Source organism: Sphingomonas sp., from assembly GCF_039594485.1.
Lineage (GTDB): Bacteria > Pseudomonadota > Alphaproteobacteria > Sphingomonadales > Sphingomonadaceae > Sphingomonas.
On record NZ_JBCNNI010000029.1, the window covers coordinates 1 to 26,399 of the forward strand.

Annotated in this window: 15 protein-coding genes and 1 pseudogene; 7 read left to right on the top strand and 9 right to left on the bottom strand. The window is 66.4% G+C overall.

Annotated features, from left to right (window positions below; translation table 11 throughout):
- Nucleotides 1–124 precede the first annotated feature (124 nt).
- From ABDV78_RS14020 to ABDV78_RS14040, 5 genes and pseudogenes are all read right to left on the bottom strand, one after another.
- Nucleotides 125–637: pseudogene (locus ABDV78_RS14020) on the bottom strand (amidohydrolase); the annotation flags it as partial.
- Nucleotides 638–683: 46 nt separating this feature from the next.
- The gene (locus ABDV78_RS14025; RefSeq protein WP_343528013.1) at nt 684–3,665 is read right to left on the bottom strand and encodes a TonB-dependent receptor; all 2,982 of its coding nucleotides are present in this window, start codon (nt 3,663–3,665) and stop codon (nt 684–686) included.
- Nucleotides 3,666–4,017: 352 nt separating this feature from the next.
- Nucleotides 4,018–4,512: an Lrp/AsnC family transcriptional regulator gene (locus ABDV78_RS14030; protein ID WP_343528014.1), complete on the bottom strand. Its 495-nt coding sequence runs from the start codon at nt 4,510–4,512 to the stop codon at nt 4,018–4,020.
- A gap of 115 nt (nt 4,513–4,627) precedes the next feature.
- Nucleotides 4,628–5,590: a FecR domain-containing protein gene (locus ABDV78_RS14035; RefSeq protein WP_343528015.1), complete on the bottom strand. Its 963-nt coding sequence runs from the start codon at nt 5,588–5,590 to the stop codon at nt 4,628–4,630.
- Entirely contained in the window at nt 5,587–6,066 is a 480-nt protein-coding gene (locus ABDV78_RS14040; protein WP_343528016.1) for an RNA polymerase sigma factor, read from the bottom strand. Before ABDV78_RS14040 ends, ABDV78_RS14035 begins: the two co-directional genes overlap by 4 nt.
- Before the next feature lie 163 nt (nt 6,067–6,229).
- On the opposite strand from ABDV78_RS14040, the gene ABDV78_RS14045 reads away from it, so the two are divergent.
- The 3 genes from ABDV78_RS14045 to ABDV78_RS14055 all read left to right on the top strand — a co-directional run bounded on the left by ABDV78_RS14045 (nt 6,230) and on the right by ABDV78_RS14055 (nt 12,493).
- Entirely contained in the window at nt 6,230–8,686 is a 2,457-nt protein-coding gene (locus tag ABDV78_RS14045) for a TonB-dependent receptor (protein WP_343528017.1), read from the top strand.
- Nucleotides 8,687–8,824: 138 nt separating this feature from the next.
- Entirely contained in the window at nt 8,825–11,137 is a 2,313-nt protein-coding gene (locus ABDV78_RS14050) for a TonB-dependent receptor (protein WP_343528018.1), read from the top strand.
- A 12-nt stretch (nt 11,138–11,149) separates the two neighbouring features.
- Nucleotides 11,150–12,493, top strand: coding sequence for an amidohydrolase (locus ABDV78_RS14055; RefSeq protein WP_343528019.1), 1,344 nt, complete (start codon nt 11,150–11,152; stop codon nt 12,491–12,493).
- Between the two features lie 204 nt (nt 12,494–12,697).
- On the opposite strand, the gene ABDV78_RS14060 is transcribed toward ABDV78_RS14055, so the two are convergent.
- From ABDV78_RS14060 to uxuA, 3 genes are read right to left on the bottom strand one after another with little or no spacing between them, the layout of a single operon-like run.
- Nucleotides 12,698–14,086: a mannitol dehydrogenase family protein gene (locus tag ABDV78_RS14060; RefSeq protein ID WP_343528020.1), complete on the bottom strand. Its 1,389-nt coding sequence runs from the start codon at nt 14,084–14,086 to the stop codon at nt 12,698–12,700.
- Entirely contained in the window at nt 14,083–15,495 is a 1,413-nt protein-coding gene (uxaC, locus tag ABDV78_RS14065; RefSeq protein ID WP_343528021.1) for a glucuronate isomerase, read from the bottom strand. The genes ABDV78_RS14060 and uxaC overlap by 4 nt, the downstream gene beginning before the upstream one ends.
- Nucleotides 15,492–16,718: a mannonate dehydratase gene (gene uxuA, locus ABDV78_RS14070; RefSeq protein ID WP_343528023.1), complete on the bottom strand. Its 1,227-nt coding sequence runs from the start codon at nt 16,716–16,718 to the stop codon at nt 15,492–15,494. The genes uxaC and uxuA overlap by 4 nt, the downstream gene beginning before the upstream one ends.
- Nucleotides 16,719–16,832: 114 nt before the next feature.
- Between uxuA and ABDV78_RS14075 the strand changes: the two genes are divergently transcribed.
- Both ABDV78_RS14075 and ABDV78_RS14080 read left to right on the top strand, forming a co-directional pair.
- Nucleotides 16,833–17,774: a sugar kinase gene (locus tag ABDV78_RS14075; RefSeq protein ID WP_343528024.1), complete on the top strand. Its 942-nt coding sequence runs from the start codon at nt 16,833–16,835 to the stop codon at nt 17,772–17,774.
- 208 nt (nt 17,775–17,982) lie between these two features.
- Nucleotides 17,983–19,668 carry an alpha-L-fucosidase gene (locus ABDV78_RS14080; protein ID WP_343528025.1) on the top strand — a complete coding sequence of 562 codons (1,686 nt, stop codon included), beginning with the start codon at nt 17,983–17,985 and terminating at the stop codon, nt 19,666–19,668.
- 91 nt (nt 19,669–19,759) lie between these two features.
- Here ABDV78_RS14080 and ABDV78_RS14085 read toward each other — a convergent pair whose 3' ends face one another.
- Nucleotides 19,760–20,500 carry a FadR/GntR family transcriptional regulator gene (locus ABDV78_RS14085; protein WP_343528026.1) on the bottom strand — a complete coding sequence of 247 codons (741 nt, stop codon included), beginning with the start codon at nt 20,498–20,500 and terminating at the stop codon, nt 19,760–19,762.
- 212 nt (nt 20,501–20,712) lie between these two features.
- On the opposite strand from ABDV78_RS14085, the gene ABDV78_RS14090 reads away from it, so the two are divergent.
- Both ABDV78_RS14090 and galA read left to right on the top strand, forming a co-directional pair.
- Entirely contained in the window at nt 20,713–23,517 is a 2,805-nt protein-coding gene (locus ABDV78_RS14090; protein WP_343528027.1) for a glycosyl hydrolase 115 family protein, read from the top strand.
- Complete coding sequence (gene galA / locus ABDV78_RS14095; protein ID WP_343528028.1) at nt 23,514–26,399, top strand: beta-galactosidase GalA; 2,886 nt, start codon at nt 23,514–23,516, stop codon at nt 26,397–26,399. Before ABDV78_RS14090 ends, galA begins: the two co-directional genes overlap by 4 nt.

Sequence of the window (26,399 nt, forward strand, 5' to 3'; positions counted from 1 at the left end):
TGCGCTTGGCCGCCGTACGCCCGACCAGATATACTTCGCACAGCCGCTTCTCGCAGCGGCATGATCAACCAGCGGCAATCCACTTATCCATGCCGCGAGCCTGTGCAGACAAACCGAGCCACCTCTCCGCCACGCCCGGCCATAGCAGCAGGCGGCCCGGAATATGGTTCTTCTCCATCACCTGCTTCGCGGCGATGGCGGCGGCGATCATCAGCGGCATCCCGGAATTATGGCCTTCGCCATGCCCGGGGGCCCCGGCCACCATGGGCTTGGCGTTGGGCAGGCCCGGAAACTGCGAAAGCCCCAGCAATCCGTCGATATCGCTGCCCAGGGCGATCAGCGGGCCGCCCGATCCCCATGTCGCGGTGAAGGCTGTGGGTATGCCCGCGACGCCGCGCGTCACGGTGAATCCGTTCTTCTCCAGCACATCGGCGAGATAGGTGGAGGTGCGCACCTCCTGAAACCCCGGCTCCGCGAAGCTGAAGACCGTATCGACCATTTCCTGGATCTGCTTCGCCTGGGCGTCGACCCCGGCTTCGGCCTCCGCCTTCAGGGCGCGCGGCGCCTGCGCGGCGGCCGGAGCGACCCCGGCAGTGGCCGTGGCGGCGAAGAGCAGGGCGGTCATCGTCGTGCGCATCTTGGTCATCATGTCACTCCCCTGTGTGGTCCGAAATCGCGTTGGTTCAGAATTTCATCGTGAAGGCGACGCGGAAGGTGCGACCGATGACGTCGTACATCGATCGCGCCGTCTGCGCGTAGGCGGGCACGTTGTTGCCGTCCGGGCCGTTGCCGACGATCACCGGATCCTTGTTCAGCAGATTGTTGACGATGAAGTTCAGGCTGCCCTCATGACCGCCGCTGCGCAGCTTCACACCGATCGCCGCGTCCAGATACATGATCCCCGGGATGCTGTTCGTATTGATCGTGCGATAGCGCGTCGTCGACGTCGGACAGCCGCTGGTGCATTCGACATAGTCGTTACCGTACACCCCGCTGCCGAAGCCGCGTGCGACCAGATTGAAGCTGAAGGGATCGACATCGTAGAAGGCGCTGACGCGATAGCGCCATAGCGGGACCGAGTAGGAGCCCGACAGGCTGCCGCCGTTCACCCCGGCATAGTCGATCGGGAAGATGCCGTTGTCGATGACGTTGGAGATATAGTGCGTCGCGGCGGCATGGATGCTGACGCTGCCGGGCAGGGACTCGCTGACCGCCGAAAGATCGGTCCGGTAGCTGGCCTCGATATCGAAACCGCGCTCATGCTGACTGGCGAAGTTGAACGGCTGGATGATGATCCGCGACAGCGCCCCGCCCGCGTAAACGATGTTGCCGCAATATTGGGACGAGCCGGAATAGCAGAAATCGACGGTATTCTGCGAGGTGATCGTGCCGATCGCGTCGTTGATCTGAATGTCGAAATAGTCGAACGACGCGGTGAAACCGGGGATGAAGCGCGGGCTGACCACGGCACCGGCCGTCCATGTCTTGGCCCGTTCCGGCTTCAGCGCGGTGTTGCCGATGGTCGTCTCTAGGAACGGCTGAGACCCGGTCAGGGGCGCGTTCGAGGGAAGGATGACCGTGTTGGTGCGCGCGGTGCCGGCTGCGAACAGCTCCTGCAGATTGGGGGCACGGATGTCGCGGCTATAGGTGCCGCGGACCTTGATGTCGGGGATCGGTTCCCATGTCGCCCCGACCTTCCAGGTCTGGACCGCGCCCGAGGTGGAATAGTCGGTGTAGCGCCCCGCACCGTTGAGGGCGACGCCTGGCAGGACCGGCAGGTCGACCTCGACAAAGCCTTCCTTCACCGAATACTCACCGCGATTGACCAGATAGTTGCCGTAGAGCCAGCCGGACGAGAATTGCGGATCGACGCGGCCGTCGATCTGTTCCTTGCGCCATTCGCCGCCGAAGGCGATCGCCGCCACCCCGCCGGGCAGCTTGAACAGCGCGCCGTTGACGCTGACGGCGGCGACGTCCTGCTTGATCGTCTGGTCGCGCTGGGGCTGGGCCGTGCCGTAGATATAGGCGAGCGCGGCGGAGGAGACGCCGCCGGTGCCGAGCCGATCGATCGGCACACAGCCATTTGTCGGGTTGGTCAGGGTCGAGCGGCACATGATCTGCCCGTTCGACAGCACCGCGTCCTGGGCCAGCGCCATGCGGGCATTGTTCCAGGTGTTGGTCAGTTCCTCATGCGATTTCGTCGCGCCATGCTGGTAATAGGCGTCCCAGGTCCAGCGCTGTCCGAACAGGCCGAACTTGCCCTTCGCACCGAAGACATACCGATAGACCTCGCGCGTATTGTCGCTACCGGGCACCGGGAAACCGGCGTTGGACGTGCCGATCGTGATCGACGAAAGTCCGTTGGCCGCCATCGCGGCCGCCACCGTGGGATATTGCGTCAGCAGATAGGCATTGTCGTTGCGGATCACGACGCCGGTACTGGGGGTCTGTTGATAGAAGCTCTGGCCGCGATAGCGATTGTACGAAAACTGGCCGTACACCTGCACCGCATCGGTGACGTCGAAGCCGATGCGATCAAAGAAGCTGATCCGTTCCTCATGCGGGATCAGCGAGTTGGTGCCGACATGACCCGACAGTGTCGTCTGCCAGTCACCGCCGATCATCCAGGGCGAGGAGGTGGCGTTGGTCGTGCCGAAGGCGAGTTGACGCGTCTGCCCATTGCCCAGGAAATAGGTGCCGCGAAGCGGCCCGGCCGTGACCAGCCCGCCCGCGGTATAGGTGGCGGGCCCCGCGCCCGAGACGATCAGGCGCTGCGGCAGGCCGTTGGTGGCGGTATAGGCGGGATTGTTGATCTGGAACGTGCCGCTGTCGTTCCAGTCGCGGTCGATCGTGTCGACGCCATATTGCTTGAAATACTCGCCGCTGAGCAGGACGTGGAGCCGATCGTCGAGCATCGACTGTCCGATCGTCGCGGCCAGCCGATAATTGCGGCCGTCGCCATAGGTCGTCACCCCCTGGTCGGCGGACAGCTTCAGCCCCTTGAACTTCTCGTCGAGGATGAAGTTCACGACGCCGCCGACCGCATCCGATCCATATTGCGCGGAGGCGCCCCCGGTGACGACTTCGACACGTTCGATCAGATCCTGTGGAAAGGTGTTGATATCGACGACGCCGCTGACAGCCGAGGCGACGGAACGCTGGCCGTTCAGCAGGACCAGCGTGCGTCCGGCCCCCAGGCCACGCAGATTGACCGAATTGATGCCCGCAATGCCGTTGGACAGCGACCCGGAGCTGTTGCCGGACGTGCTGCCCTGTCCGATCGCCGGAAGCTGGTTGACGAAGTCGGAGATATTGGCGGGCTTCTGCGCCTGGATGTCGGCGGCGCCCAGCACCGCCACGGGGGTCGGTGCGCTATAGCCATCGCGAACGATGCGGCTGCCGGTGACGACGACCTCGCCGGTCTGGGGCGGGGCTTCGGCGTCTGCGGTCGTGGGGGCGTCCTGAGTCTGGGGGGCAAGCGCGGTTGTCGCCGCAGCCGCAGCCGCAGCCGCCAGTGCCTCGGCGGGTGATGTCGTCTGCTGCGCCGATGAAGGGGTTGGTACAACTGCGATCGCCGCCACCGTTGCCAGCCACATGGCGCGGACGCTGCCGCACCGGCTCGCCAATCCCGCCACTACTCTTTTACCCGTTTGCGCGTTCGCCATGTCTTACCCCCGAAGCTTCCCAAGAAGCCTGTCGGGCATCGCTCTCCCCCTGTTTATCCGGGTGGCATGGCGATCATGGCCGGGCGCCCGTGTGCCCGCCGCTCCCCCCATGCCGGTGAAGAATCCGGTTCGCCACATGGTGCCGGACTTGTTTCGCCAAACCCCATTTCATCGACAGGATGTTTCCCATCATCGCTGTCTGTGAATGGAATATTGCACAAAGCGGAGCGCATGATCCTCGCAAATGACGAGGGCGTTATGATTTGTGCGGGCGTGATTCCGGCGTGAAATGAGAGATACTTGATGGAATCCATCATCAAGAGCGCCGATCGCATCGACGATCCACGGCCGATCAGTCCTGATTCGCGAACACCACCGGCGGAGCGTTGCGGCGGACGACCTGACGCATGATGAAGCTGCTGCGGATCTTGGCTACGTGCGGCAGCTTCGACAGTTCGCGCCGATAGACGCGGTCATAATCCTTGAACGAACGCACATGGATCATCATGATGAAGTCGGTATCGCCCGATACGAAGCTGCAGAAGCTCATCGAGGGGCAGCGAAGCGCCGCTTCCTCGAACGCGTTCAATATATCCTCGGCCTGGGATTGAAGCTCGAACGATACCAGCGCGGTAACGCCGTAGCCGAGCCGCTCCATGTCCAGATTTGCGGTGTAGTTGGCGATCACGCCGCGCTCTTCCAGGATCTTTCGGCGGCGCGCAGCGGCCGTGCTGGAAAGGTGGACGCGCTCGCCCAACAGCACGTCCGAGATGCGACCGTCGGCCGTGATCTCCTGCAATAGCCGATAGTCGGTCATGTCCAGGATCAGATGTTCTTTTTCCGTCACGAATGGCCTCGGTTGCGCGAATTTCCCTTAAGTCGTGCGAAGGTCGATGGAAAATCCGCGATGGGTAATGGCGATCCGGCTGCCCTGCCAGCGGGGCCAGCGCGCGATCCTCGGACTATTTCAGGCGGACGGCCCCGCCATATCCCATGGCGGTCACCGCCTGGGCAAAAGCCTCGGGATCGTCCGTCTGGAATGTTCCGCTGATTCGGACCTTCGCGACATCGGGATCCGTGACGACAAGGGGATGCGGAAGATAGCGGTTCAGCGATGCCACGACTTCGCCCAGCGGACGATTGTCGACACTGATCATCGCGTCGCGCCATTCCGTCCGCCGCCTGACATCGTCCTGGAGCAGCGTCCATCCGCTCGCCCGCAGCAGGAGACGTGATCCCGGCGTCATGTCCAGGGCCTTGATCCCCGGGGCTTCGGCGCGAACGGCCCCTTCGACGAGCGTGACCGATGGCGCGTCGCCGATCATGCTGACCTCGAAGGCGGTGCCGATATCGGTGATGCGGGCGCTGCCGATATCCACCTGGAACGGTCGACGGGGGTCGTGTCGTACCGCGAAGAACGCCCGCCCGCGTTCCAGCGCGGCATGGCGCGTACCCATGGCGTCATAGATGCGCAGGCGGGTTTCGGTATCCAGCGTGACGCGGCTGCCATCGGCGAGGGCGATCGTCCGCGGCTGGCCATGGGCATTGTCGATGGTCCTGCCGCGATCGGCCTGGGCAAGGGCCGGGGCTGGCGCGCCGGGGTGCATGTATCGCCAACCGACCGAAAGCGTCCCGACCGTCGCCAGAACGACCGCCGAGGCTACCGCCACCATGGCATATCGCCCGCGGGAATGCGGTGCGGGGGCGATACGGGCGCGGGCGTCGGCCCGCATCGCCAGGACCGCCGGATCCTGTGCGATCCCGTCGAGCGATTGCCAGAAGGCGGCGACCTCGGCCAGCTCGGCGGCATCCTCGGGACGCGGTGGCGCCCAGTCGCCATCGGCATGACGGGTCGACGCGAAACGCCCGATGGCGTCGCGCCCCTCCGCCCCATCCGGCGCATCGTCAAAGTCGCCCGCACTCACGGTCGATCCTCCATCAGAAATCGTAGCGCCTTCATGATGTGCTTTTCCACCGCGCTGACCGAGATGGCATGGGCCTTTGCGATTTCGCCATAACTCATGCCTTCGAACCGATGGAGTATGAAAATGTCCCGCCGACGCTCTGGCAACTCGGCGAGGCGCCCGGCGATCCGCGCGACCTCATCCTTACCTAGCAAGACGCGATCCGGCGTGATCCCCTCAACGGGATGATGATGGTCTTCCAGCGTTTCGTGAAATGCCTGCTGCCGGGTCGAGGCCCGCCTGGCCCGGTCCTGCAGGACGCTTTGCGCGGTCTGGAACAGATAGGCCTGCGCGCTGATCACATGGCCGGACGCCAGGTGGCTGTGCGCGCGAATCCAGACATCCTGCACCGCATCATCGATATCGGCCGGGTTGGGCAGCCGTCGCCCGAACCATTTGCGCAACGCAGGAATCGCGACCCTGAAGGTTTCCGTCACATCTTTTGTCTCGTAGGAATTCGCGAAATGCGTCCGCGATAGGGCAATCTAGGCAACCCATCGGCTTTTTGGCAAGCTGCGCGCAATGGCATGGCCACGCCTTCCCGCATCCCCGATTTTTTGCGTCGCAGCAACGGTTGCGGCGTCCTTGCTGCCCCAAGGCGTGGCGGCACAAGCCAGGCGGGGCGGCGGGGCGCATGACCCGCAACGACCGGGCGCTGCGCAGGCGCTGACGTTGTCGGAGGCGCTTCGCGAGGAAGCGCTGCGCTGTGGCGTGTCGATCCTGTTCCCGTCTGCGCTGGTGACGGGACGCCGCGCGCCGACCATCGGTCGCGGCGGGGATGTCGCCGCGAGGCTTGGGCGGTTGCTCGCCGGGTCCGGCCTGCGCGCGCGGCGGCTGTCCAGCCGGTCGTTCATCGTCGAGGCGCTTTCCGCACCGCCTCCGTCGCCGGCCGTGACGCCCGCGGATATCGTGGTCACGGCGATGCGCCACCCGACCATATTGGGGAATACGCCGGTCAGCATGGTGGTGGTCGGCGGCGACGAGCTGGAACGCGCGCATGTCACCGCCTTGCGACAACTGGCCGGTCTCGCCCCCAGCCTGACGGTGACGGAAAGCGCCAACAGCCTTGCCCGGCTGTCGGTTCGTGGGGCCTATGCCGCCGGCGAGCCGACGGTCGGCCTATATTACGGCAATGTACCGATTGCGGGGCCGAGCGGCACGACCTCCGATCCCAGCGCGATGACCCCCGATCTTGCGCTGGTCGATGTCGAGCGTGTCGAGCTGCTGCGGGGGCCTCAGGGGACGCTCTACGGAGCGGGGTCGTTGGCGGGAACGTTGCGCATCCTGTTCAACCCGGCCGATCCGACCCGCCGGGCCGCATCGGTCGAGGTTTCGGCCAATTCGGTCGCCGATGGCGCACCGGGGTCATCCGTCACGCTGATGGTGAACCGTCCGACCGACGACGGCCATGCCGCGCTTCGGGCGGTGCTGTGGCGCGAGGTCCGGGGCGGCACGATCGACAATCGCGTGCTCCATATCACCGATGTCGACCGGAGCATCCGCTCCGGGGGGCGGCTGGCCTTGCAATGGCGGCCCGCGAAGGACTGGCGGCTCGATCTGATCGGCACATATCAGGCAGGACGCACCATCGATAACGGCGCGCAGACATCGGGCAGCGGGATCGGGCAGACCGCGGCCCGGGTCCGTGCACCGTTTCGGGATGATTTCCTGCTGCTGGCGGCGGACCTGCACGGAGAGATCTGGCGGGGCCTGTCGTTCGACGCCACGCTGTCGCACACGTCATGGCGCACGCACCGCATCATCGATTTCACCGCGACGACGCTATCGCATGAAAACGACGCCGTCGCCTGCGGTCATTATTTTTCGGTGGAGGGTTCGGGCTGTTCCGCGTCCCGGATGGCGGACTTCAATGCCTATGTCCAAAGCCAGAGCCCCAGCGTGCTCGATCAGCCATTCTCCGTCACCACCGACAATGTCGAGGCGCGTCTGTCGGGGAGCGGCGCCATGACCTGGACAGCGGGCGTGTTCGCCAGCCGTCGTCGCGATCAGGGGAACACCTGGACCCGACCGGTGGATGCGGCGACCGGGATGATCGATCGGGCCCGGCCCGCCACGGCGGCCCGGACGTTCGGCGGCAATCTCGACCAGTTCGCGGCTTTCGCCGATGGGGAATGGCGAACCAGCGGCTGGCTGACCCTGTCCGCGGGGCTGCGCACCTTCGACTATCGTCGCCATGCGCAGGGCTTCATCGAGACGCCGAGCCCGATCACGGGCCCCTTCGATCCCAGTGGATTCGACCAGAGCTACAGGGCCGGGGGTTCCGTCGGCCGGTTGCGGGGGGAGGTCCGATGGGCGGCGGGAATGCTGAGTTACCTTCAGATATCCGGCGGCTTTCGGCCCGGCGGGATCAATGTGGTGCCCGGGCTCCCCTCTGGCCTCGCCTCCTATCGCGATGACCGTTTGACGAGCATCGAATGGGGCACGCGCGGCACGTTCCTGCATGACCATGTGCAGGTCGAACTCTCGGCCTACCGCCAGTCATGGTCGCGGATGCAATATGCCGTGCAGACGTTGGACAGCGCCTATGGCTTTATCGGCAATATCGGCAGCGCCCGGATCGATGGTCTGGAATTGTCGATGCGCTGGCGCATCCTGCCGGGGCTCAAGGCCCGGATCGAGGCGACCGGCACCGATGCCCGGCTGACCAGCGATCAGACCAGCATGACGGCGACGTCGCCGGGGCGTGCGGGGGATCGGCTGCCCAATGTCGCGCCGATCGCCGCCGCTGCGTCCCTGTCCTATGACCGCGAACTGGGATCGACCTGCTCGCTCTCCGCGACCGCCATCCTGCACTATACGGGGAAGAGCTATGCCGCGTTTCCCGGAACGGGCGGCGATCCGCGCACGGCGGTCGGCAATGCGACCAGCGCCGATATCGATCTCGGCATCAAGCGGCGCTCTGCCGTCCTCTCGGTCTATGTGCAGAATATCGGCGATGCGCGACCGATCCAGTGGACCGGAAAGCTGCCCGGCCAGACCTATGTCAGCAGAATGAGGCCGCGCACGATCGGTATTTCCGTTCGTCACGGTCTTTAGCATGGCCAAAAAACTTCACGATGATGGTGAGGTGTGACGTTTTCATTGCGTCTGGCTGGATAAGCGGACGCATCGACGAGTCGCGACCAGGAGAGGGGAGACCAGATCGAACCACGAAGTCCAAGGGGGGCCTCCATCGTGAAAACCTTTATCGCCTGTACGGCCGTGTTGAGCGCCGGCATCCTCGTCGCCACCCAGTCCAGCGCACAGACCGCGCCGACGGCCGCGACCCTCGCCACGGCGGCCGAACCCGATCCGCAAATCGACCAGAAGGCCGATAATGGCGATATCGTCGTGACCGCGCTGCGCCGTCAGTCCACCGTCCAATCCGCTCCTTTGAGCATCGCGGCGCTATCGGGGGATACGCTGGCAAAGACCGGGGCGACCCAGCTCGGCGACTATTTCCGCCAGATTCCCAACCTCAACGTCACGGCGGGGCAGGGCGGCAATGCCCGGATCAGCATCCGCGGCGTGAACTCGGCCGGCGAAGCCACGGTCGGCCTTTACTATGACGAGACGCCGGTCACGGGGCCGTCGGGGACGACCCAGGATTCCGGGGCGGTCGCGGGGGACCTGAACCTGTTCGATGTCGAGCGTGTCGAGGTGCTGCGCGGGCCGCAGGGGACGCTCTATGGCTCCAGTTCGATGGCCGGCACGTTGCGCGTGATCTTCAATAAGCCCGATTTCAATGCGTTCGACGCGGCCACCGAGGAACAGATTTCGTCGACCGCGCATGGCAATGTCGGCTGGTTCACCAAGGCGATGGTCAATGCGCCGGTGGTCAGCGATGTGCTCGCCGTCCGGCTGGTCGGTTATTATGAACAGCGGCCGGGCTGGGTCGACAATGTCAAGTTCGGCACGACCGACGTGAACCGACAGACCAATTGGGGCGTGCGTGGCCTGATCGGACTGAAGCCCGATGCGCTGACCAACATCGTCGCGACGGTGATCTATCAGAAGGCCGACGCCGCCGATCAGCAGGGCTGGTATTCGACCGTCGGGCGGTATCAGACCAACTCGCCGGTCAAGCTGCCGTTCAACACCGAGATGCAGCTCTACAACCTCAAGGGGGAGCGCAAGCTCGGTTTCGCGACGGTGACCGCGACGGGAAGCTGGTATCGCTATTCCTATCTGCGCGCGTTCGACTTCACGCCCAGCACCTATGCCTATGCCAATTCGACGGCCGCCTGCAGAAGCTATTACGGCATCACCGCGGCCTGCACCTCGGCCCAGTTCGCTGCCTATCGCGACAATGGGCTGGCGCAATTGCCCGCGGTCGGGTTCCAGCCCGCCTTCGTTCGCGCCAAGAATGCCGAGATTCGGTTGTCCTCCGACGCGGGACCCAGCTGGCTGCAATGGACGGTCGGCGCCTATTACGAACAGCGGCACGACCATATCGAGAGCCAGACTGTCAGTGCCAATCCCGCAAATGGCGATGTGTATGTGCCGCTTCGCTATTTCTCGCACCGTTATGTCGAGACCGACGAGCGCCAGGTCGCAGGATTTGGCGAAGTCACCATCACGCCGGTCGACAATCTGAGCCTGACCGGCGGCGCGCGCTATTATGATTATGACAAGCGGACCAGCGGCGAATCCTATCTGACCAACATCTATACCGGCAGCCTCGCCGCGCCCTATACCTCCGTGACCGCCAAGGCGCATGGCTGGATCGAGAAGTTCAACATCGCCTATAAGTTCACACCGCGCGTGATGATGTACGCGACCGCATCCAAGGGTTTCCGCCCCGGCGGCGCGAACAATATTCCGGTGCTGCCCGCCAATCTGATCGCGTACAAGGCGGATAGCCTTTGGAATTACGAGATCGGCTTCAAGTCCAGCTGGCTCGACAACGCGCTGGTGTTCAACGCCGCGGCCTTCGATGTCGAATGGAGCGACATGCAGACCCAGGCGCGCACGTCGGACGGGCTTTATGCCTTTCTGACCAATGCGGGCAAGGCGCGCATTCGCGGCGGCGAGGTGGACCTGACCGCGCGCCCCTATCATGGCCTGACACTCAGCGTCGCGGCGGGCTATTCGGATGCCAAGCTGACGCAGGACCAGTCGAACAGTTCGGTTCTCATCACCGCGTCGACCGGCAAGGCCGGGGATCCGATCCCCAACACCCCCGCCTGGACCGTGTCGTCCTCGGGCTCCTACAACTGGGCGATCGGCAACGGGCTCAACGGCCTGTTGCGCGCAGACTATGCCTATACGGGCAAGATGCAGTCCAGCTTTCGGACGACCGATCCCTATTTCACCACCTATGGCGATTACGCGACGGTCAATCTGCGCGCCGGCGTCGAGGGCAAGCGCTGGGGCGCCTATGTCTTCATTCAGAATGTGGGCGACACGGTGGGCGTGACGGGCCGCAACAGCGGTTTCGGTTACTCCAACCTCACCTTCTCGATCCCGCCGCGTACCGTTGGCCTGAACATCCGCTTTGGTCTTTGAGGAGGAAAGAAGATGCGCAAATTCCGCTTTGTCCTGACGGCCGGATTGCTGGCCCTGTCGCATGCCGCATCGGCCCAGACGTTCGATCCGGTTGCCGCCAAGACCGCGATCGACGCGGTGCTGGACCGCACCTATCCGGCGCTCGATACGCTCTACAAGGACATCCACGCCCACCCGGAGGTCGGCTTTCAGGAGACTCGCACGGCGGCCCTGCTCGCCCAGCGGATGCGCAAGCTCGGCTTCACCGTGACCGAGCATGTCGGCAAGACCGGGATCGTCGCGATCTACAAGAATGGACCGGGGCCGGTGGTGCTGGTCCGCACCGAACTCGACGCATTGCCGATGGAGGAGAAGACCGGCCTGCCCTATGCCAGCAAGGCGCAGCAGACGGTCGACGGCAAGCTGACCTATGTGGATCATGCCTGCGGTCATGACAGCCACATGGCATGGTGGGTCGGCACGGCCGAAGCCTTGCTGGCGATGAAGGACAAGTGGCACGGAACGCTGATGTTCATCGGCCAGCCCGCCGAGGAGATCATCTCTGGCGCGAAGGCGATGCTCGATGACGGGCTGTTCACCCGCTTTCCCAAGCCCGATTACGGCTTTGCCGCGCATGTCGGGCCATCCCCCATCGGAACGGTGACGGTGAAGCAAGGGGTGACCACCTCCGCCAGCGACACGCTGTACGTTTCGTTCAAGGGGGTCGGCGCGCATGGATCGATGCCGGATAAGGGGATCGACCCGATCGTCGAGGGCGCGCATTTCGTCAATGATGTCCAGACCGTCATCAGCCGCCAGAAGGACCCGCAGAAATTCGGGGTCATCACGGTGGGCTCCTTCCAGGGGGGAACCGTCGCGAACATCATTCCCGATCACGCCGACCTGCAACTGACGCTGCGGTCCTTCGATCCAGATGTCCGCAAGCTGCTGATCGACGGGGTCACGACCACCGCCCAGGCCGTTGCGACCATGGCCAACGCTCCGATGCCCGAAATCAAGCATATGTTCGGGACCAGCCAGGTCGTGAACGACATATCCCTGTCCGACACGACGGCGGGCATGCTGAAGACGGCGTTTGGCGCGGATGCGGTGACGCTCGTGCCCGCGACCGTGCCGGGCGGCAATGGCAGCGAGGATTATTCGGAGTTCGTATCCGCCGGTGTCACAAAATCGGTCTTCTTCATGGTCGGTGGCTATGACCCGAAGACGATCGCGCAATATGCGGCCGAGAAGAAGCCGCTGCCGGTCAACCATTCGCCCTTCTTCGCGCCGGTTCCTGAACCCACGATCCGGCGCGGTGTCGAGACCCTGACCCTCGCCGTCCTTTCGGTGGCCGGCAACGACGCAAGTCGGTAATTCCCGCAAGGAGCGGGCCGCAGGACGGGACATCGAACCGCCTGGGGCCCGCTCGCCATTCGGACGGCCGCCGGTGTCAGTGCGCCCAGCCGGGGCGGAGCGCGATGCGCAGGATACGATCGTTCGCCGCCAGGAACAGCGCGCGGTCCTGTTCGCCAAAGGCGCAATTGGCGGCCCGCCCGAATGGCTCGCCGCTCCGTCGCGTCAGGAAGCGACACGATCCTGCAGCACGGCCCGCTGCCCGGCGGTCGGTTGCCAGTCGTGCGCCATCAGGCCGTCATGGCCGAACAGGCGGTCGACGATGCCCGCCGTTCCGGCCTCTTGCCACAGGGCGACAAGTGCCTCCGCCATCGGGTCGGGCGACGCGGCGCTGCCCGTGCGGATGAAGCGCAGCCAGGCGCCCAGCGCGGTCAGTGTCGCGGGGGCGGTCTCGCCGCGTCGGCCATGGGCGGCGAGCGAGGCCAGCCAGCGCGGGCCGACCTTCTGCGACCCGTCGCTGGCGATCTGGGCCAGCCGGTGGGGCAAGGCGGGGTTGGCGAAGCGCCGGAGGAGCGCATCGGCATAGGCATCCAGCGCCTGTCCGGGGGCGGGGGTGAAGCTGGTCGCGGCCTCCTGGCGCATCAGTGTCTCGACCACCGGACGGATGACCGGATCGGCGACCGCCTGGTGAACGAAGTCATGGCCCCGCTCCAGCCCCAGATAGGCGAGCGCCGAATGCGCGCCGTTGAGCATGCGCAGCTTGGCGGTCTCATAGGGCGCGACGTCGCTCACGAACTGCGCGCCGCCCATCTGCCAGCGGGGGCGGCCTTCGGCGAAGTCGTCTTCGATCACCCATTGGCGATAGGGCTCGGTGATGACGGCGGCCGCATCGGTCAGGCCAAGCGTGGCGGCGACCCGCGCCCGGTCCGCCTCGGTCACGGCGGGGACGATCCGGTCGACCATCGTATTGGGGCAGCGCCATGTGCGCTCGAACCAGTCGCGATCCTGGGCATGGCCCAGATGGTCGAGGAACGCCGTCACCCCGGCGCGCAACACCCGGCCATTATCGGGCAGATTGTCGCAACTGACCAGGCTGAGCGGCGACAATCCCGCCCGCCGCCGCGCGGTCACGGCGGTCGCCAGATGATGATAGATGCTGTTCCCGTCGGCGACGAGTCCGGGGAGGTCGGTCGTCCCGTCGGGGCGCCTCCAATAGCCCTTCTCCGTTACGGTCAGCGTGACCAGCCGGGTATCCGCCGAGGCGAGAAGAGCGGCCAGCCGGTCGGGGTTCTGCGCCGCGACCGTCACGGCCCGGACCGCGCCGATCAGCCGGGTCGCCTCACCTTCCGCCGAGCGCTCGGTGACGGTGTAGAGCCCGTCCTGCGGGGCGAGCGCGTCGCACACGCCCGCCGATCGCAGCGATGCGCCCGCGATCGCCCAGTCGCGATCACCCGCCGCCATGGCGTCGTCGGTATAGACCGCCTGATGCGCCCGGTGGAACGCACCCAGCCCGAGATGGACGATGCCGATCCGTTGCCCCGCACGGTCATAGGCGGGCCGCGCCACGCCGCCGGGAAGGGCGGCGGCGCTGCGTTCGTTCAGCCGATCGGTCACAGGCGATAGGCCGCGCGGACAAGGCCGCTGGTCAGTGCGTGCGCCAGATCGACCGCTTCCGCTTCCTCCAGCCGGTGCTCGGCGACGAGGCGCGCGAGGAAGCCGCAATCGACCCGCCGCGCGACGTCATGCCGCGCCGGGATCGACAGGAAGGCGCGGGTGTCGTCGTTGAACCCGACCGTGTTGTAGAAACCGGCCGTCTCGGTCGTCATCTCGCGGAACCGGCGCATCCCCTCCGGGCTGTCATGGAACCACCAGGCGGGGCCGAGCCTCAGGCAGGGATAATGCCCGGCAAGCGGCGCCAGTTCACGCGCATAGACGCTTTCGTCCAGCGTGAAGAGGATGATGGTCAGGTCGCGTTCGTTGCCGACCGCGTCCAGCATGGGTTTCAGCGCGTGGACATAGTCGGTGCGCATCGGCATGTCCGCACCCTTGTCGCGACCATGGCTGGCGAAGAGGCCCGCATTGTGGTTGCGGAAGGATCCTGGGTGGATCTGCATCACCATGCCGTCGGCGACGCTCATCTTCGCCATCTCGGTCAGCATCTGCGCGCGGAACAGCTCGGCATCGGCGGGCGTCCAGTCGCCGCCGACGATCCGCGCGAACAGCGCCTCGCACTCCACGGTCGACAGATTGGCGGTGGCGGCGGTCGGGTGGCCGTGATCGGTCGCGGTCGCGCCCATCGCGCGAAAGGCGGCGCGACGCTTGGCATGGGCGGCCAGATAGCCGGACCAGCGATAGACATCCTCGCCGGTCAGTTCGGCGAAGCGCCGCATCGCGCCCGCGAACTGCTCATGCTCGACATCGATCACGCTGTCGGGGCGATAGGTGGTGATGACCCGCCCCTGCCAGCCCGAGGCGCGGATCGCCTGATGATGCTCCAGCGCGTCATCGGCTCCCTCGGTGGTGGCGAGGCAGTCGAGGCGGAACCGCTCGAACAGCGCGCGGGGGCGGAAGGCGTCGGTCGCCAGCTTCTCGCCCATCGCGTCGAAATACCGATCGGCGGTCGCCGCCTCCAGCGCGATGTCGAGGCCAAATATCTCGGCGAAGACATGGTCGAGCCACATGCGGGACGGCGTGCCGCGGAACAGATGATAATGCTCCGCGAACAACCGCCAGGCCGCGCGCGGATCGGTTGCCGGACGGCCCGCCTTGCTGGGGATCGCCAGATCGTCGAGCGCGATGCCCTGGCTGTAGAGCATGCGGAAGATATAATGGTCCGGCGCAAGCAGCAGTTCGGTCGCGTCGCCCCAGGGCGCATCGGTCGCGAACCAGCGCGGATCGGTATGGCCGTGCGGGCTGACGATCGGCAGGTCGGCGACCTCGGCATAGAGCGTCCGCGCGATCGCCCGGGTCGTCGGATCGGCCGGAAACAGCCGATCGGGATGCAGCACCAGCGGCCGGGTCATTCCGTCATCTCCCATGCCGCCCGGCCCGATACCGGATGATCCTCGCGCGCCGAGGACCGGTCCAAACCCAGCATATGTACAATTCCTCTCTCCAGCCCGCGCAGTTCCGCCAGCCCGCGCATCCGGCCGAGCAGCGAATAGCCGGGATTGGCCTGGCGGTGGAGGTCGTCCATCATCCGGTGGCCATGATCGGGGCGCATCGCGATCGCACGCCCCTGCGCATGCGATATCTCGACCACGGCGCGCAGCACCTCGGCCATGCGCGCGTCGCCGCCCAGATGCTCGGCTTCGTGAAAGCTGCGCTCCTGCGCTTCCCAGGCGACCGCGCGCAGGTGGAGAAAGTCGATCCGCTCGCCAAAGCGGCGGACCATGGCGGGCAGGTCGTTGTCGGGGCGCGCGCCGAATGATCCGGTGCAGAAGCACAGGCCATTGGCGGGTGAGGGCACCGCCGCATAGAGATGTTCCAGATCGTCGGCCGTGCTGACCACGCGCGGCAGGCCGAAAATGGGGAAGGGGGGATCATCGGGATGGACGACCAGCGTGATGCCGACCTCTTCCGCGATCGGGCAGACCGCGCGCAGAAAGGCGACATGGTTGGCGCGCAACCGTTCGGCATCGACCCCGGCATAGCTCTGGATCGCGCGCAGGAAGGCGGGCGAATCGAAGCTCTCCTCGCTGCCCGGCAGGCCGGCGATGATCGTGCGTTCCAGCCGGTGGCGCTCCTCCGCCGTCATCGCCGCGAAACGCGCGGCGGCGCGGCGGCGGATCGCGTCCGAGTAATCCGCCTCGGCCCCGGGGCGGCGCAGGATGTGGATGTCATAGGCCGCGACCGCTTCCCATTCGAAGCGCAGCGCCGTCGCGCCGTCCGGCAATGCCCAGTCCAGATCGGTCCGGGTCCAGTCGAGCAGCGGCATGAAATTATAGGTGACGGTGCGCACCCCCTCCGCCGCCAGATGGCGCAGGCTGTCGCCATAGGCCTGGACCAGCGCGTCGGTCATCTCGCCGCGCTTGATGGCGTCATGCACCGGCAGGCTTTCCACCACGCTCCAGCCCAGCCCCGCCGCTTCGATCATCCGCCGCCGCGCGGCGATCGCGTCGCGTGGCCAGACATGGCCGTTGGGAATGTCGTGCAATGCGGTGACCACTTCGGTAGCACCCGCCTGACGGATATGGGACAAGGAGACGGGGTCGGCCGGGCCGAACCAACGCATCGTCTGGATCATGAACACGGCGCCATTCCCGCTCACTAAAAGTCTTCTGCTTATGCGGTAGCGTTAGCATTGGCGTTTCGGATTGACCAGTTACATAATTTGGTCTTGCCACTATCGGTCGGATGGATGGCGGACGAGAAGGGTGAGGAGACGAAGTTCATGCGGATCGTGGTGGTCGGCGAGGGGATGATCGAATTGTCGCGGGCGGATGGCGATGGCTGGCGGCTGGGCCATGGCGGCGACACGCTCAACACCGCGATCCATCTGGCGCGCATGGGCCGCGACGTTCGCTATGTCACCGCGCTGGGCGACGATCCCTTCAGTGCGACGCTCCGCCACGATTGGGCTGCGGAAGGGATCGACACCTCGCTGATCCTGGCCGACCCGACGCGGATGCCGGGGCTCTATGCGATCACCACGGACGAGGCGGGCGAGCGCAGTTTCGCCTATTGGCGCGGGCAGAGCGCGGCACGTCGCACCCTGTCGCTGGAGGGCAGCGACGCGGTGGTGGCGGAGGCCGGGCAGGCGGATCTTCTGCTGTTCTCGCTGATCACGCTGGCGATCCTGGAGCCGGAAGGGCGAGAGCGGCTGCTCGATCTGGCCCGTGACGTTCGGGCGAGCGGCGGACGGGTGGCCTTTGACGGCAATTACCGCCCCCGCCTCTTCGCCGACCAGCAACAGGCGCGCGACATCTGCCGCGCCGGAATCGCGGTCTGCGATATCGGCCTGCCGACGCTGGAGGATGAACTGATGCTGGAGGGCACCGCTTCGGCCGAGGCGGTGCAGGCCCGCTGGCGCGATCTGGGCGCGGCGGAAGTGGTGGTCAAGCTGGGGGCGGAAGGGTGCCTGCTGGAAGGGGCCGGGGTCGTCCCGCCGCCCAAGCGCCTGTCCCCGCGCGACACCAGCGGGGCGGGCGATGCGTTCAACGCGGGCTATCTGGCGGCGCGTCTCGACGGTCTTTCCCCGGCCGAAGCGGCGGTGCACGGTCATCGCCTGGCGGGCTGGACCGTGATGCGCGCCGGCGCCATCCCGCCGCGTGACGCCGCCATGCCGTTCCAGGCGCCATGATGGCGAATGCTATGTCTGGCCTTACCACTATCGACATACCGGCTTTACCTTCGTAGCATTCTTGCGATCCGCCGCATCATGGTGGTGCTGCTGATCGCTAGGATGCGGCCCTGTCGTCGGGCGCAAGGTGGCGATGCGGGGGGATTGCCAGCCATCCGATCCGATGACAGCTTAAGTCAGACAATACAGTCGCGGACGGGAGAAGGGCGTGAAGATCAATCGGCGGGGTATGCTGGGCGCGGTCGGACTGGCGGGGGCGACATCGGCTTTGGGGGCGGCGGCGGCAGGAGCGGTTCCGAACGCGGCGCGCCGCTTTACGCCCGACTGGTCGTCTCTGGCCGCCGGCTACCGTGCGCCCGACTGGTTCCGCGATGCCAAGTTCGGGTTGTGGGCGCATTGGGGGCCGCAATGCGTGCCAGAGGAAGGCGACTGGTATGCCCGCGACATGTATATTCAGGGCACCCGCGCCTATACGGCGCATGTCCGCAAATATGGCCATCCCAGCAAGGTCGGCTTTCTCGACGTGGCCTGCCAATGGAAGGCGGAGCGCTGGGACCCCGAGCGGCTGATCGATCTCTACACCCGTGCGGGTGCGAAATACTTCGTCGCGTTGGCCAATCACCACGACAATGTCGATACCTTCGCCTCCTCGCATCCCTGGAACACGACGCGGTTCGGGCCGAAGCGCGATATCGTCGGCACCTGGGCGAAGCTGGCCCGCGCGCGTGGCCTGCGCTTCGGCGTTTCCAATCACGGCGCGCATAGCTGGCACTGGTATCAGCCCGCTTATGGCTATGACCTTGAGGGGCCGATGCGGGGCCAGCGCTATGACGCATGGTGGCGGACGCGTGCCGATGGGCGGGGCACCGCCTGGGAAGGGCTCGACCCGCAGCAACTCTATCCCGGTCGGATCATGCCGATGCCCGACGGCATCACCACCATCGCCGAAGCCAATGCCTTTCACGACCGCAATGACGGCCTGTGGAACGAAGGGGTGCCCCCCGGGCATGGGGCGTTCGTCGAAAGCTGGACCCGGCGGTGCCGCGAGCTGATCGACAATTACCACCCGGACCTGCTTTATTTCGACAATTTCGACCTGCCTCTCCAGCAGGCGGGGCTGGACATCGCGGCGCATTATTACAACGCCAATCAGGCCTGGAATGGCGGGCAGCTGGAGGGTGTGATCACCAGCAAGACGACGCCCCCGCACCGGCGCATGGCGCTGGTCGACGATGTCGAGCGTGGCGGCAAGCCCTATATCGAGACCTATCCGTGGCAGACCGACACCTGCCTGGGCAACTGGCATTACGACCGCGCCCTGTATGAGCGCGACGGATATAAGAGCGCCGCGACCGTCATCCATACGCTGTGCGACGTGGTGTCGAAGAACGGCAACCTGCTGCTCAACGTGCCGATGCGCGGCGACGGGACGATCGACGAGAAGGCGGAACGGATCGTCGAGGAGATCGCCGCCTGGATGAATCGCTATGGCACGGCAATCTATGCCACGCGCCCCTGGCGACTCCATGGCGAGGGAGAGCATCAGAGCGGCGGCGGCATGTTCCAGGAGCGCGCCTCGGTCTATGATGCGCGGGATATCCGCTATGTCCGCAAGGGCGAGGACGTTCATGCCCTGTTGCTCGGCTGGCCCGAGGATGGCGTCGCGCGGCTGACGCTATGGGCGAAGGATCATCCGGTCGGTCGGGGCGAAATCCGGCGCGTCACGGTGGCGGGGGCGGGGGCGGGGGCGGGGGACGGCACCCCGCTGGATTTCCGCCGGACCGACAAGGCGCTGGAGGTGACCTTGCCGCCGCGGCATCGCAACGCGATCGGCGTGCCGCTCATCCTGTCGGGGCGCGGGCTGGTGGAGGGCAGCGTTCCCGATCCGGCGTGATGTCCGGGCCGGCGGCCGCCGCCACGTCACCGGCCCGAAAGGACCGGGGTTTGGCGGGGCGGGGCTTGCCGAAAGCGGCGGGGAAGCCGCTCTATACCGCGTAACGCTGGCGGTGGGCGGCGATCCGGGCGCGGGCCTGTTCCATCTCGTGCACCTCGGTCGCGGCCAGGATCGCATCGAGCACATTGGTCAGGTGCTGGCGCATCGCGCCTCGCGCCGCCTCGGCATCGCGCGCGGCCAGGGCTTCGTAGATCACCAGATGATCCTCCAGCCGTGGCACCACGCCCGCGCCATGCGCCTTGTCGCTGAGCAGCCGATATTGCGGCGAGCGCGCACGGGCGTTCCACAGCATCTCGACACTGGCGACCATCGCGCTGTTCTGCGTCGCGCGCGCGATGGTTTCGTGGAACCGGCGATCGGCTTCCTCCGCCCGCTCGACATCCGGCCCGCGCAGCGCGTCGATCAGCGTCCGCAATTCGGCCAGCGTCTCGTCATCGATCCGGGTGGCGGCAAGGGCGCAGGCCTCGCTTTCGATCGCACGACGGGCTTCGAGCAGCTCGAACGGGCCGATATCGGTCTCGCCCGCCTTGCCGTCATTGGGGGCGGTTGCGATCACATAGACGCCCGATCCCATTCGGACCTCGACCAGTCCGTCGAGTTCTAGCGCGATGATCGCCTCGCGCACGGTCGGGCGTGACACCGAATGAAGCTGCGCGAGATCGCGTTCCGAGGGCAGGCGCTGTCCCACCGCATAGTCACCGGAAAGGATATGGGCGCTGATCGCCCGGGCGACCCGCTCGTACAGACGGCTGTTCTCGGTCTTTTCGGCCATACACGATGTCTAAGCGGCCTTACCAGTCACCGCAAGACCAATGCCTTGGCTTCCGCCTGCCATCGCGTGAACGCCGCGTCCGGGTCGATGGCGGCTGGTCAGGAATCGGTTCGGTATTGGTCAGGCAAATTGGCTTTACAGTCATACCGTGCCGGTTAAGCTGGAGGACGATTGAACGGGGCAGGGGACAGGCGATGCGCGGCAGGAAATCCATGGCGATGGCTTGGCGTCGGGTATGGCCGTGCGTCGTCGGCCTGGCGATGGCGGCTCCGGCATCGGCCGCCGATCTCGACCTGACGCGCGCCGGGCTGTTCGCGGTGGACGATGGCGAAGGGACGATGCGGAGCGCCGCCGAACTACTGGCGCAGGATCTGACCAGCCTGGGCGGCCGACCGTCGGGGATCGTCGGCAACGCGGCGAGCTGCGCGGCGACCTGTATCGTGATCGGCCCGGCGTCCTCGCCGATCGTCCGGCGGCTGGCGAGGGAAGGCGGCGTGGACCTGTCGCCGTTGACCGGCGGTTGGGAACGCTATGTCCGCGCGAGCATGACGGTGGCCGGGCGGCGTTACCTGTTGATCGCCGGATCGGATGCGCGCGGTGCGGTGTACGGCGTGACCGACCTGTCGCGTGCCCTGGGTGTGTCCCCCTGGGAATGGTGGGCCGATGTCACCCCGCGCCGCCGCAGCCGGATCGCGATCGATGACGCCATGATCGTCTCGCGCGAGCCCTCGGTGCGCTATCGCGGCATCTTCCTGAACGATGAGGATTGGGGGCTTCAGCCCTGGGCGGCGAAGACCTTCGATCGCGCCAAGGGCAATATCGGGCCGAAGACCTATGCCCGTGTGTTCGAGCTGATGTGGCGGCTCAAGGCGAATACGCTGTGGCCCGCCATGCATTCGGTGTCGACGCCGTTCTTCGGCGATCCGGGCAATGCGCCGCTGGCGCGCCGCTATGCGATCGTCGTGGGCAGTTCGCATGCCGAACCGATGCTGCGCAACAATCTGCGCGAATGGGACGAGACCCGGCGCGGCGGCTTCGACTTCACCCGCAGGCCGCGGGCGATCCTCGACTATTGGCGCGCGCGGGTGGCCGAGACCAAGGGACAGGAGGCATTCTATACCGTCGGCTTGCGCGGCCTGCATGACGGGCCGATGCAGGGCGTCACCACCACCCAGGCGCGGAGCTCCATCCTGGAGGACGTGGTGGGGCGGCAGCGCGCGCTGCTGTCCGATACGCTGGGCAGGCCGGCGGCGGGGGTGCCGCAACTCTATGTCGCCTATCACGAACTGCAGGAGGCGTATGACGCCGGGCTGACCCTGCCGGATGACGTCACGCTGATGTGGACCGACGACAATTACGGCTATCTGCGCCGCCTCAGCACGCCGGCGGAGCAGGCGCGGTCGGGCGGGGCGGGGGTTTATTATCATCTGTCCTATTGGGGGCGCCCGCATGACTATCTGTGGCTGGGCACCACCCACCCGGCCCTGATCCGCGAGCAGATGGGGCGGGCCTGGGCGACCGATGCGCGGCGCATCTGGGTGGTGAATGTCGGCGACATCAAGCCGATCGAATATCTGTCGCAATATTTCCTCGACCTCGCCTTCGATGCGCGATTGCTCGACCAGTCGCCGCGCGCGCATCTGCGCGCCTTCATGGCCGAGCAGTTCGGCGAGGGCGATGCGGATGCGATCACCGATGTGATGATGCGCTTCTACGACCTCGCATGGCCGCGAAAGCCCGAATTCATGGGCTTCGGCCAGACCGAATGGGTCACGCCCAACCGTCCCACAGCCTATGTCCAGTCGGATGGCGAGGAAGCGCAGGCGCGGCTGGCGGCGTACCGGGCCCTGATGGATCGGGCCTCGGCAATCGGTGCGCATATTCCCAGCGATCGCCAGGACGCCTTTTACGAACTGGTCCTCTATCCCGTGCAGGGGGCGACCCTGCTGAACAGGCGCATCCTGTCACTGGATCTGGCCGCGCTTTATGCACGGGATCAGCGGGCGAGCGCCAACAGCTATGTCGCGGCGGCGCGCGAGGCCCAGGCGTCGCTCGTCAAGGCGACCGGGCAATATGACGCGGTGGCCGGGGGCAAGTGGCGCGAGATGATGGACGCCGCCCCGCGCCGACTGCCCGTCTTTGCCGAGCCGATATGGCCCAACTGGCAAGGATCTACCCAGCCGGGCTGCGGCATTGGCCTGTGGGGGGCGTGGATCGGGGACGAGAATGTCCTGACCTTCACCAAGGGCGTGCCCGCGACACGGCCGGTAACCCTCTACACCCATCAGTCGCGGTACATGGATTGGGCCGTCACGGACCTGCCGAACGGGCTGACCTTGTCGCAGGACCGGGGAATGCTGAACGTCGAGGGCGGTTATGAGCAGCGGCTGACCCTGTCCTATGATGGCAAGGGGGAGGTCGGGCCCGTCACGCTGCGTTGTCACGACCGGACGGAAACGATCCACGCGACCGCACTGACCCCGGCCAAAGTGGATCCCGCCGTGGTGCTGGAGGATGAGCGGCGCGTGACCATGCCGGCGCTGGCGGCGCAGTTCGGTACGGACTGGGAGGCTATTTCGGACCTGGGCAGCCAGCATGGCGCGCTGCGCTCCAAACTCGCCCTGCCGACCCGCAATATGGCGGCGCAAGGAACGCCCGCCACCTGGCGCTTCGCCACCATGACCGAGGCGGGGGCGAGTCTGCGCGTCGTCGCGCTGCCGACCCATCCCCGCGATCCGGCGCATGGGCTGCGCGCGGCGGTCAAGCTGGACGATGGCGATTGGCAGACGGTCGATTTCGCGACGGCCGGGCGAAGCGACCAGTGGCGGCAGAATGTCCTGACCAACACCGCCATCGCCACGCTGCCGGTCAAGACTATCGCGGCCGGACAGCACCGCGTGGCGATCGTGCCGCTCGACCCCGGCTTGCTGATCGATCGGATCGAACTGGTGCTCGACGGCGCGCGTCCGCTCTATGCGCCCTTGCCCGCCCTATCATCGCCGGAGACTGCCCGATGACCGTCAACCGCCGCACCCTGATCGCCACCGGACTGGCCGCGCCGGCATGGGCTATGCCTGGCCGGGCGGCGAACCGCGCGGTCGCGCTGGACAGCGGCGACGCGCCCGCGCCGTTCGAGGCGATGCCGGAGCCGCCCTTCGTCGCCGATCCGGGCCTGCTTCGGCTCGACGATGGCTGGCTGTTCCACAAGGGCGATATCGTGGTGCCGCCGATCCTGGGCCATGAGGAAAGCTATCAGAACGCCAAGGCCGGGATCGCGCAAGGCGCCGCGGCGGTCGGTTATGACGACAGCGACTGGCGTGCGGTCCAACTGCCGCACGACTGGGCGATGGAGGAGGTGGTCGATCCCGCCGCCAATGTCGCGCAAGGCTATCGGCGGCGTGGCATCGGCTGGTATCGCCGCACGCTGAAACTGCCCGCCGAATGGCGGGGCCGCTATCTGGAAGTGCAACTGGGCGCGGCGGCGACCAACGCGAAGGTCTGGTTCAACGGCGTCCTCGTCGCGCACAGCTTCAGCGGATATACCGCGATCCTGATCGACATCACCCCCTATGCCCGGTTCGGCGAGGAACTGAACACGCTGGCCGTCCGCGTCGATGCCGACACCATGGAGGGCTGGTGGTATGAAGGCGCGGGGCTTTATCGCCACAACTGGCTGGCGGTGCGCGATGCGGTCAGCATCGTCACCGACGGGCTTCACGCCGATCCCCGACGCGATGGCACGGGATGGGCGGTGCCGGTCGCGCTCACCGTCTCCAACATCCGAAAGACGGCGGCGACCGTCCGCGCCGAGGCGGTGGTGTTCGATCCGGCGGGGCGTCCCGTCGGCCGGGCGGAAGCCGACCTGACCATCGATCCGCTGAAGACCGCCGAGGCGAAGGTGACGATCCCGGTCGCCGATCCGCAAACATGGTCGGTGGAGCGCCCGACATTGTACCGTGTCGAGACGCGGCTTATGGAGGGCGGCAAGGCGATCGACACCCGCGCGACCCGGATCGGTTTTCGCGAAATCCGCTTCGATGCGACGACCGGCTTTTATCTCAACGGCGTGGCGACCAAGATCAAGGGCGTGTGCGTCCACCAGGATCATGCCGGGGTCGGCGTCGCCATGCCCGATGCGATGTGGGAATGGCGCATCCGGCGGTTGAAGGCGATGGGGTGCAACGCGCTGCGCTGCTCGCACCATGCGCCCGCCCCCGAACTGCTCGATGCCTGCGACCGGCTGGGGATGCTGGTCATGGACGAGAATCGCAACTTCAACCCCAGCCCCGATTATCTGCGCCAGTTGCAATGGCTGGTCCGCCGCGACCGTAATCGGCCGAGCGTCTTCCTGTGGTCGGTGTTCAACGAGGAACCGATGCAGGGCACCGAGCAGGGTTATGAGATGGTCCGCCGCATGGCCGAGGCGGTGAAGGAACTCGACACCTCCCGCCCCGTCACGGCGGCGATGAATGACGGGATGTTCTCCCCGCTCAACGTCTCGGACGCGGTCGATGTGATGGGCTTCAACTATCAGCATCGCCGCTATGACGGCTTCCACGCCGCGCATCCGACCAAGCCGATGACGAGTTCGGAGGATACCAGCGCCTTCATGACGCGCGGCGTGTGGAAGACCGACATGGCGCGGCACGAGGTGAGTTCCTACGACACCGACGCGGCGGAATGGGGGCTGACCCATCACGAAAGCTGGCGGATGATCGACACGCGGCCCTTTGTCGCGGGGACGTTCGTGTGGACCGGCTTCGACTATCATGGTGAGCCGACGCCGTTCGAATGGCCGACGACCAGCAGCGTGTTCGGCATCATGGACCTGTGCGGTTTTGCCAAGATGGCGTTCCACCTCCGCCGCGCGCAATGGGTGGACGATGCCCCCGTGCTGGCACTTGCGCCGCACTGGACCTGGCCGGGGCGCGAGGGGGAGGCGATCCGGGTGATCGCGATGACCAATGCCGAGACGGTCGAACTGATCCTCAATGGCAAAAGCCTGGGGACCAAGCCGGTGGATCGTCTGGCCATGCCGGAGTGGCAGGTGCCCTATCAGCCCGGACGGCTGGAGGCGGTCGGCTATCGCGGCGGGCGCGAAGTGGCGCGCACGCGGATCGAGACGGCGGGGCCCCCGGTGGCGCTGCGGCTGGTCGCCGACCGGCGCGGGATGCTGGGTACGGGAAGCGACGTGCAGCCCTTCACCGTGATGGCGGTCGATGCGCGGGGACGGACCGTGCCGACCGCCAATGCGCCTGTTCGTTTCGCGGTGATGCGCGGGGCGGTGATCGGCGTCGGTAATGGCGATCCCAACGATCATGACTCCGAAACCATCCCCGCCCGTCGCCTGTTCAACGGACTGGCACAGGCGCTGGTCCGCGCCGAGGCGGGGGCGGGCACGCTGACCATTACCGCGAGCGCACCGGGCCTGATCCCGGCCCGTGCTTCGGTGCGGGTGATCGCGGCGGAAGCTCTGCCGGCGCTGCCCGCGACGCGGCCGGTGGCGATGCTGACCGACTGGAAGCGGAGCGACTTCACTGCGAGCCGGCCCGATCCGCTGCGTCGCTATGCGGGCAACGACATGAACAGCCTGGTCTATGCGCGACCGGGACGGCTGGAGGGGCCGGGCGAGGGGCCCTGGTCCACCTATCGCACGAGCTTCACGCCGCGCCGCCGGGTGGCCGAGCAGGGCGGGGCGGTGGTCTTTGCCGAGGTCGTCGGACGGGCAGAGGCCTGGGTGGACGGTGTGAAGCGGGCGGAGAAGACGGCGTTCGCGGGCGCTCCACTGGTGGTGCCGTTCCCGTCCGGGACAGGCGAGCGGCAGGTGGTGCTGGTGGTCGAGGCGGAGCCGGGCAAGGCGTCCGGCCTGGGGCGGACGGTGTCGGTGCGGGAGCGGTGA

Bases quoted from the DNA above. Each gene is read 5' to 3' on its own strand.
- ABDV78_RS14025 (WP_343528013.1), bottom strand. From the start codon at position 3,665: ATGGCGAACGCGCAAACGGGTAAAAGAGTAGTGGCGGGATTGGCGAGC.
- ABDV78_RS14055 (WP_343528019.1), top strand. From the start codon at position 11,150: ATGCGCAAATTCCGCTTTGTCCTGACGGCCGGATTGCTGGCCCTGTCG.
- uxaC (WP_343528021.1), bottom strand. From the start codon at position 15,495: ATGACCCGGCCGCTGGTGCTGCATCCCGATCGGCTGTTTCCGGCCGAT.
- uxuA (WP_343528023.1), bottom strand. From the start codon at position 16,718: ATGATCCAGACGATGCGTTGGTTCGGCCCGGCCGACCCCGTCTCCTTG.
- ABDV78_RS14075 (WP_343528024.1), top strand. From the start codon at position 16,833: ATGGCGGACGAGAAGGGTGAGGAGACGAAGTTCATGCGGATCGTGGTG.
- ABDV78_RS14085 (WP_343528026.1), bottom strand. From the start codon at position 20,500: ATGGCCGAAAAGACCGAGAACAGCCGTCTGTACGAGCGGGTCGCCCGG.
- ABDV78_RS14090 (WP_343528027.1), top strand. From the start codon at position 20,713: ATGGCGATGGCTTGGCGTCGGGTATGGCCGTGCGTCGTCGGCCTGGCG.
- galA (WP_343528028.1), top strand. From the start codon at position 23,514: ATGACCGTCAACCGCCGCACCCTGATCGCCACCGGACTGGCCGCGCCG.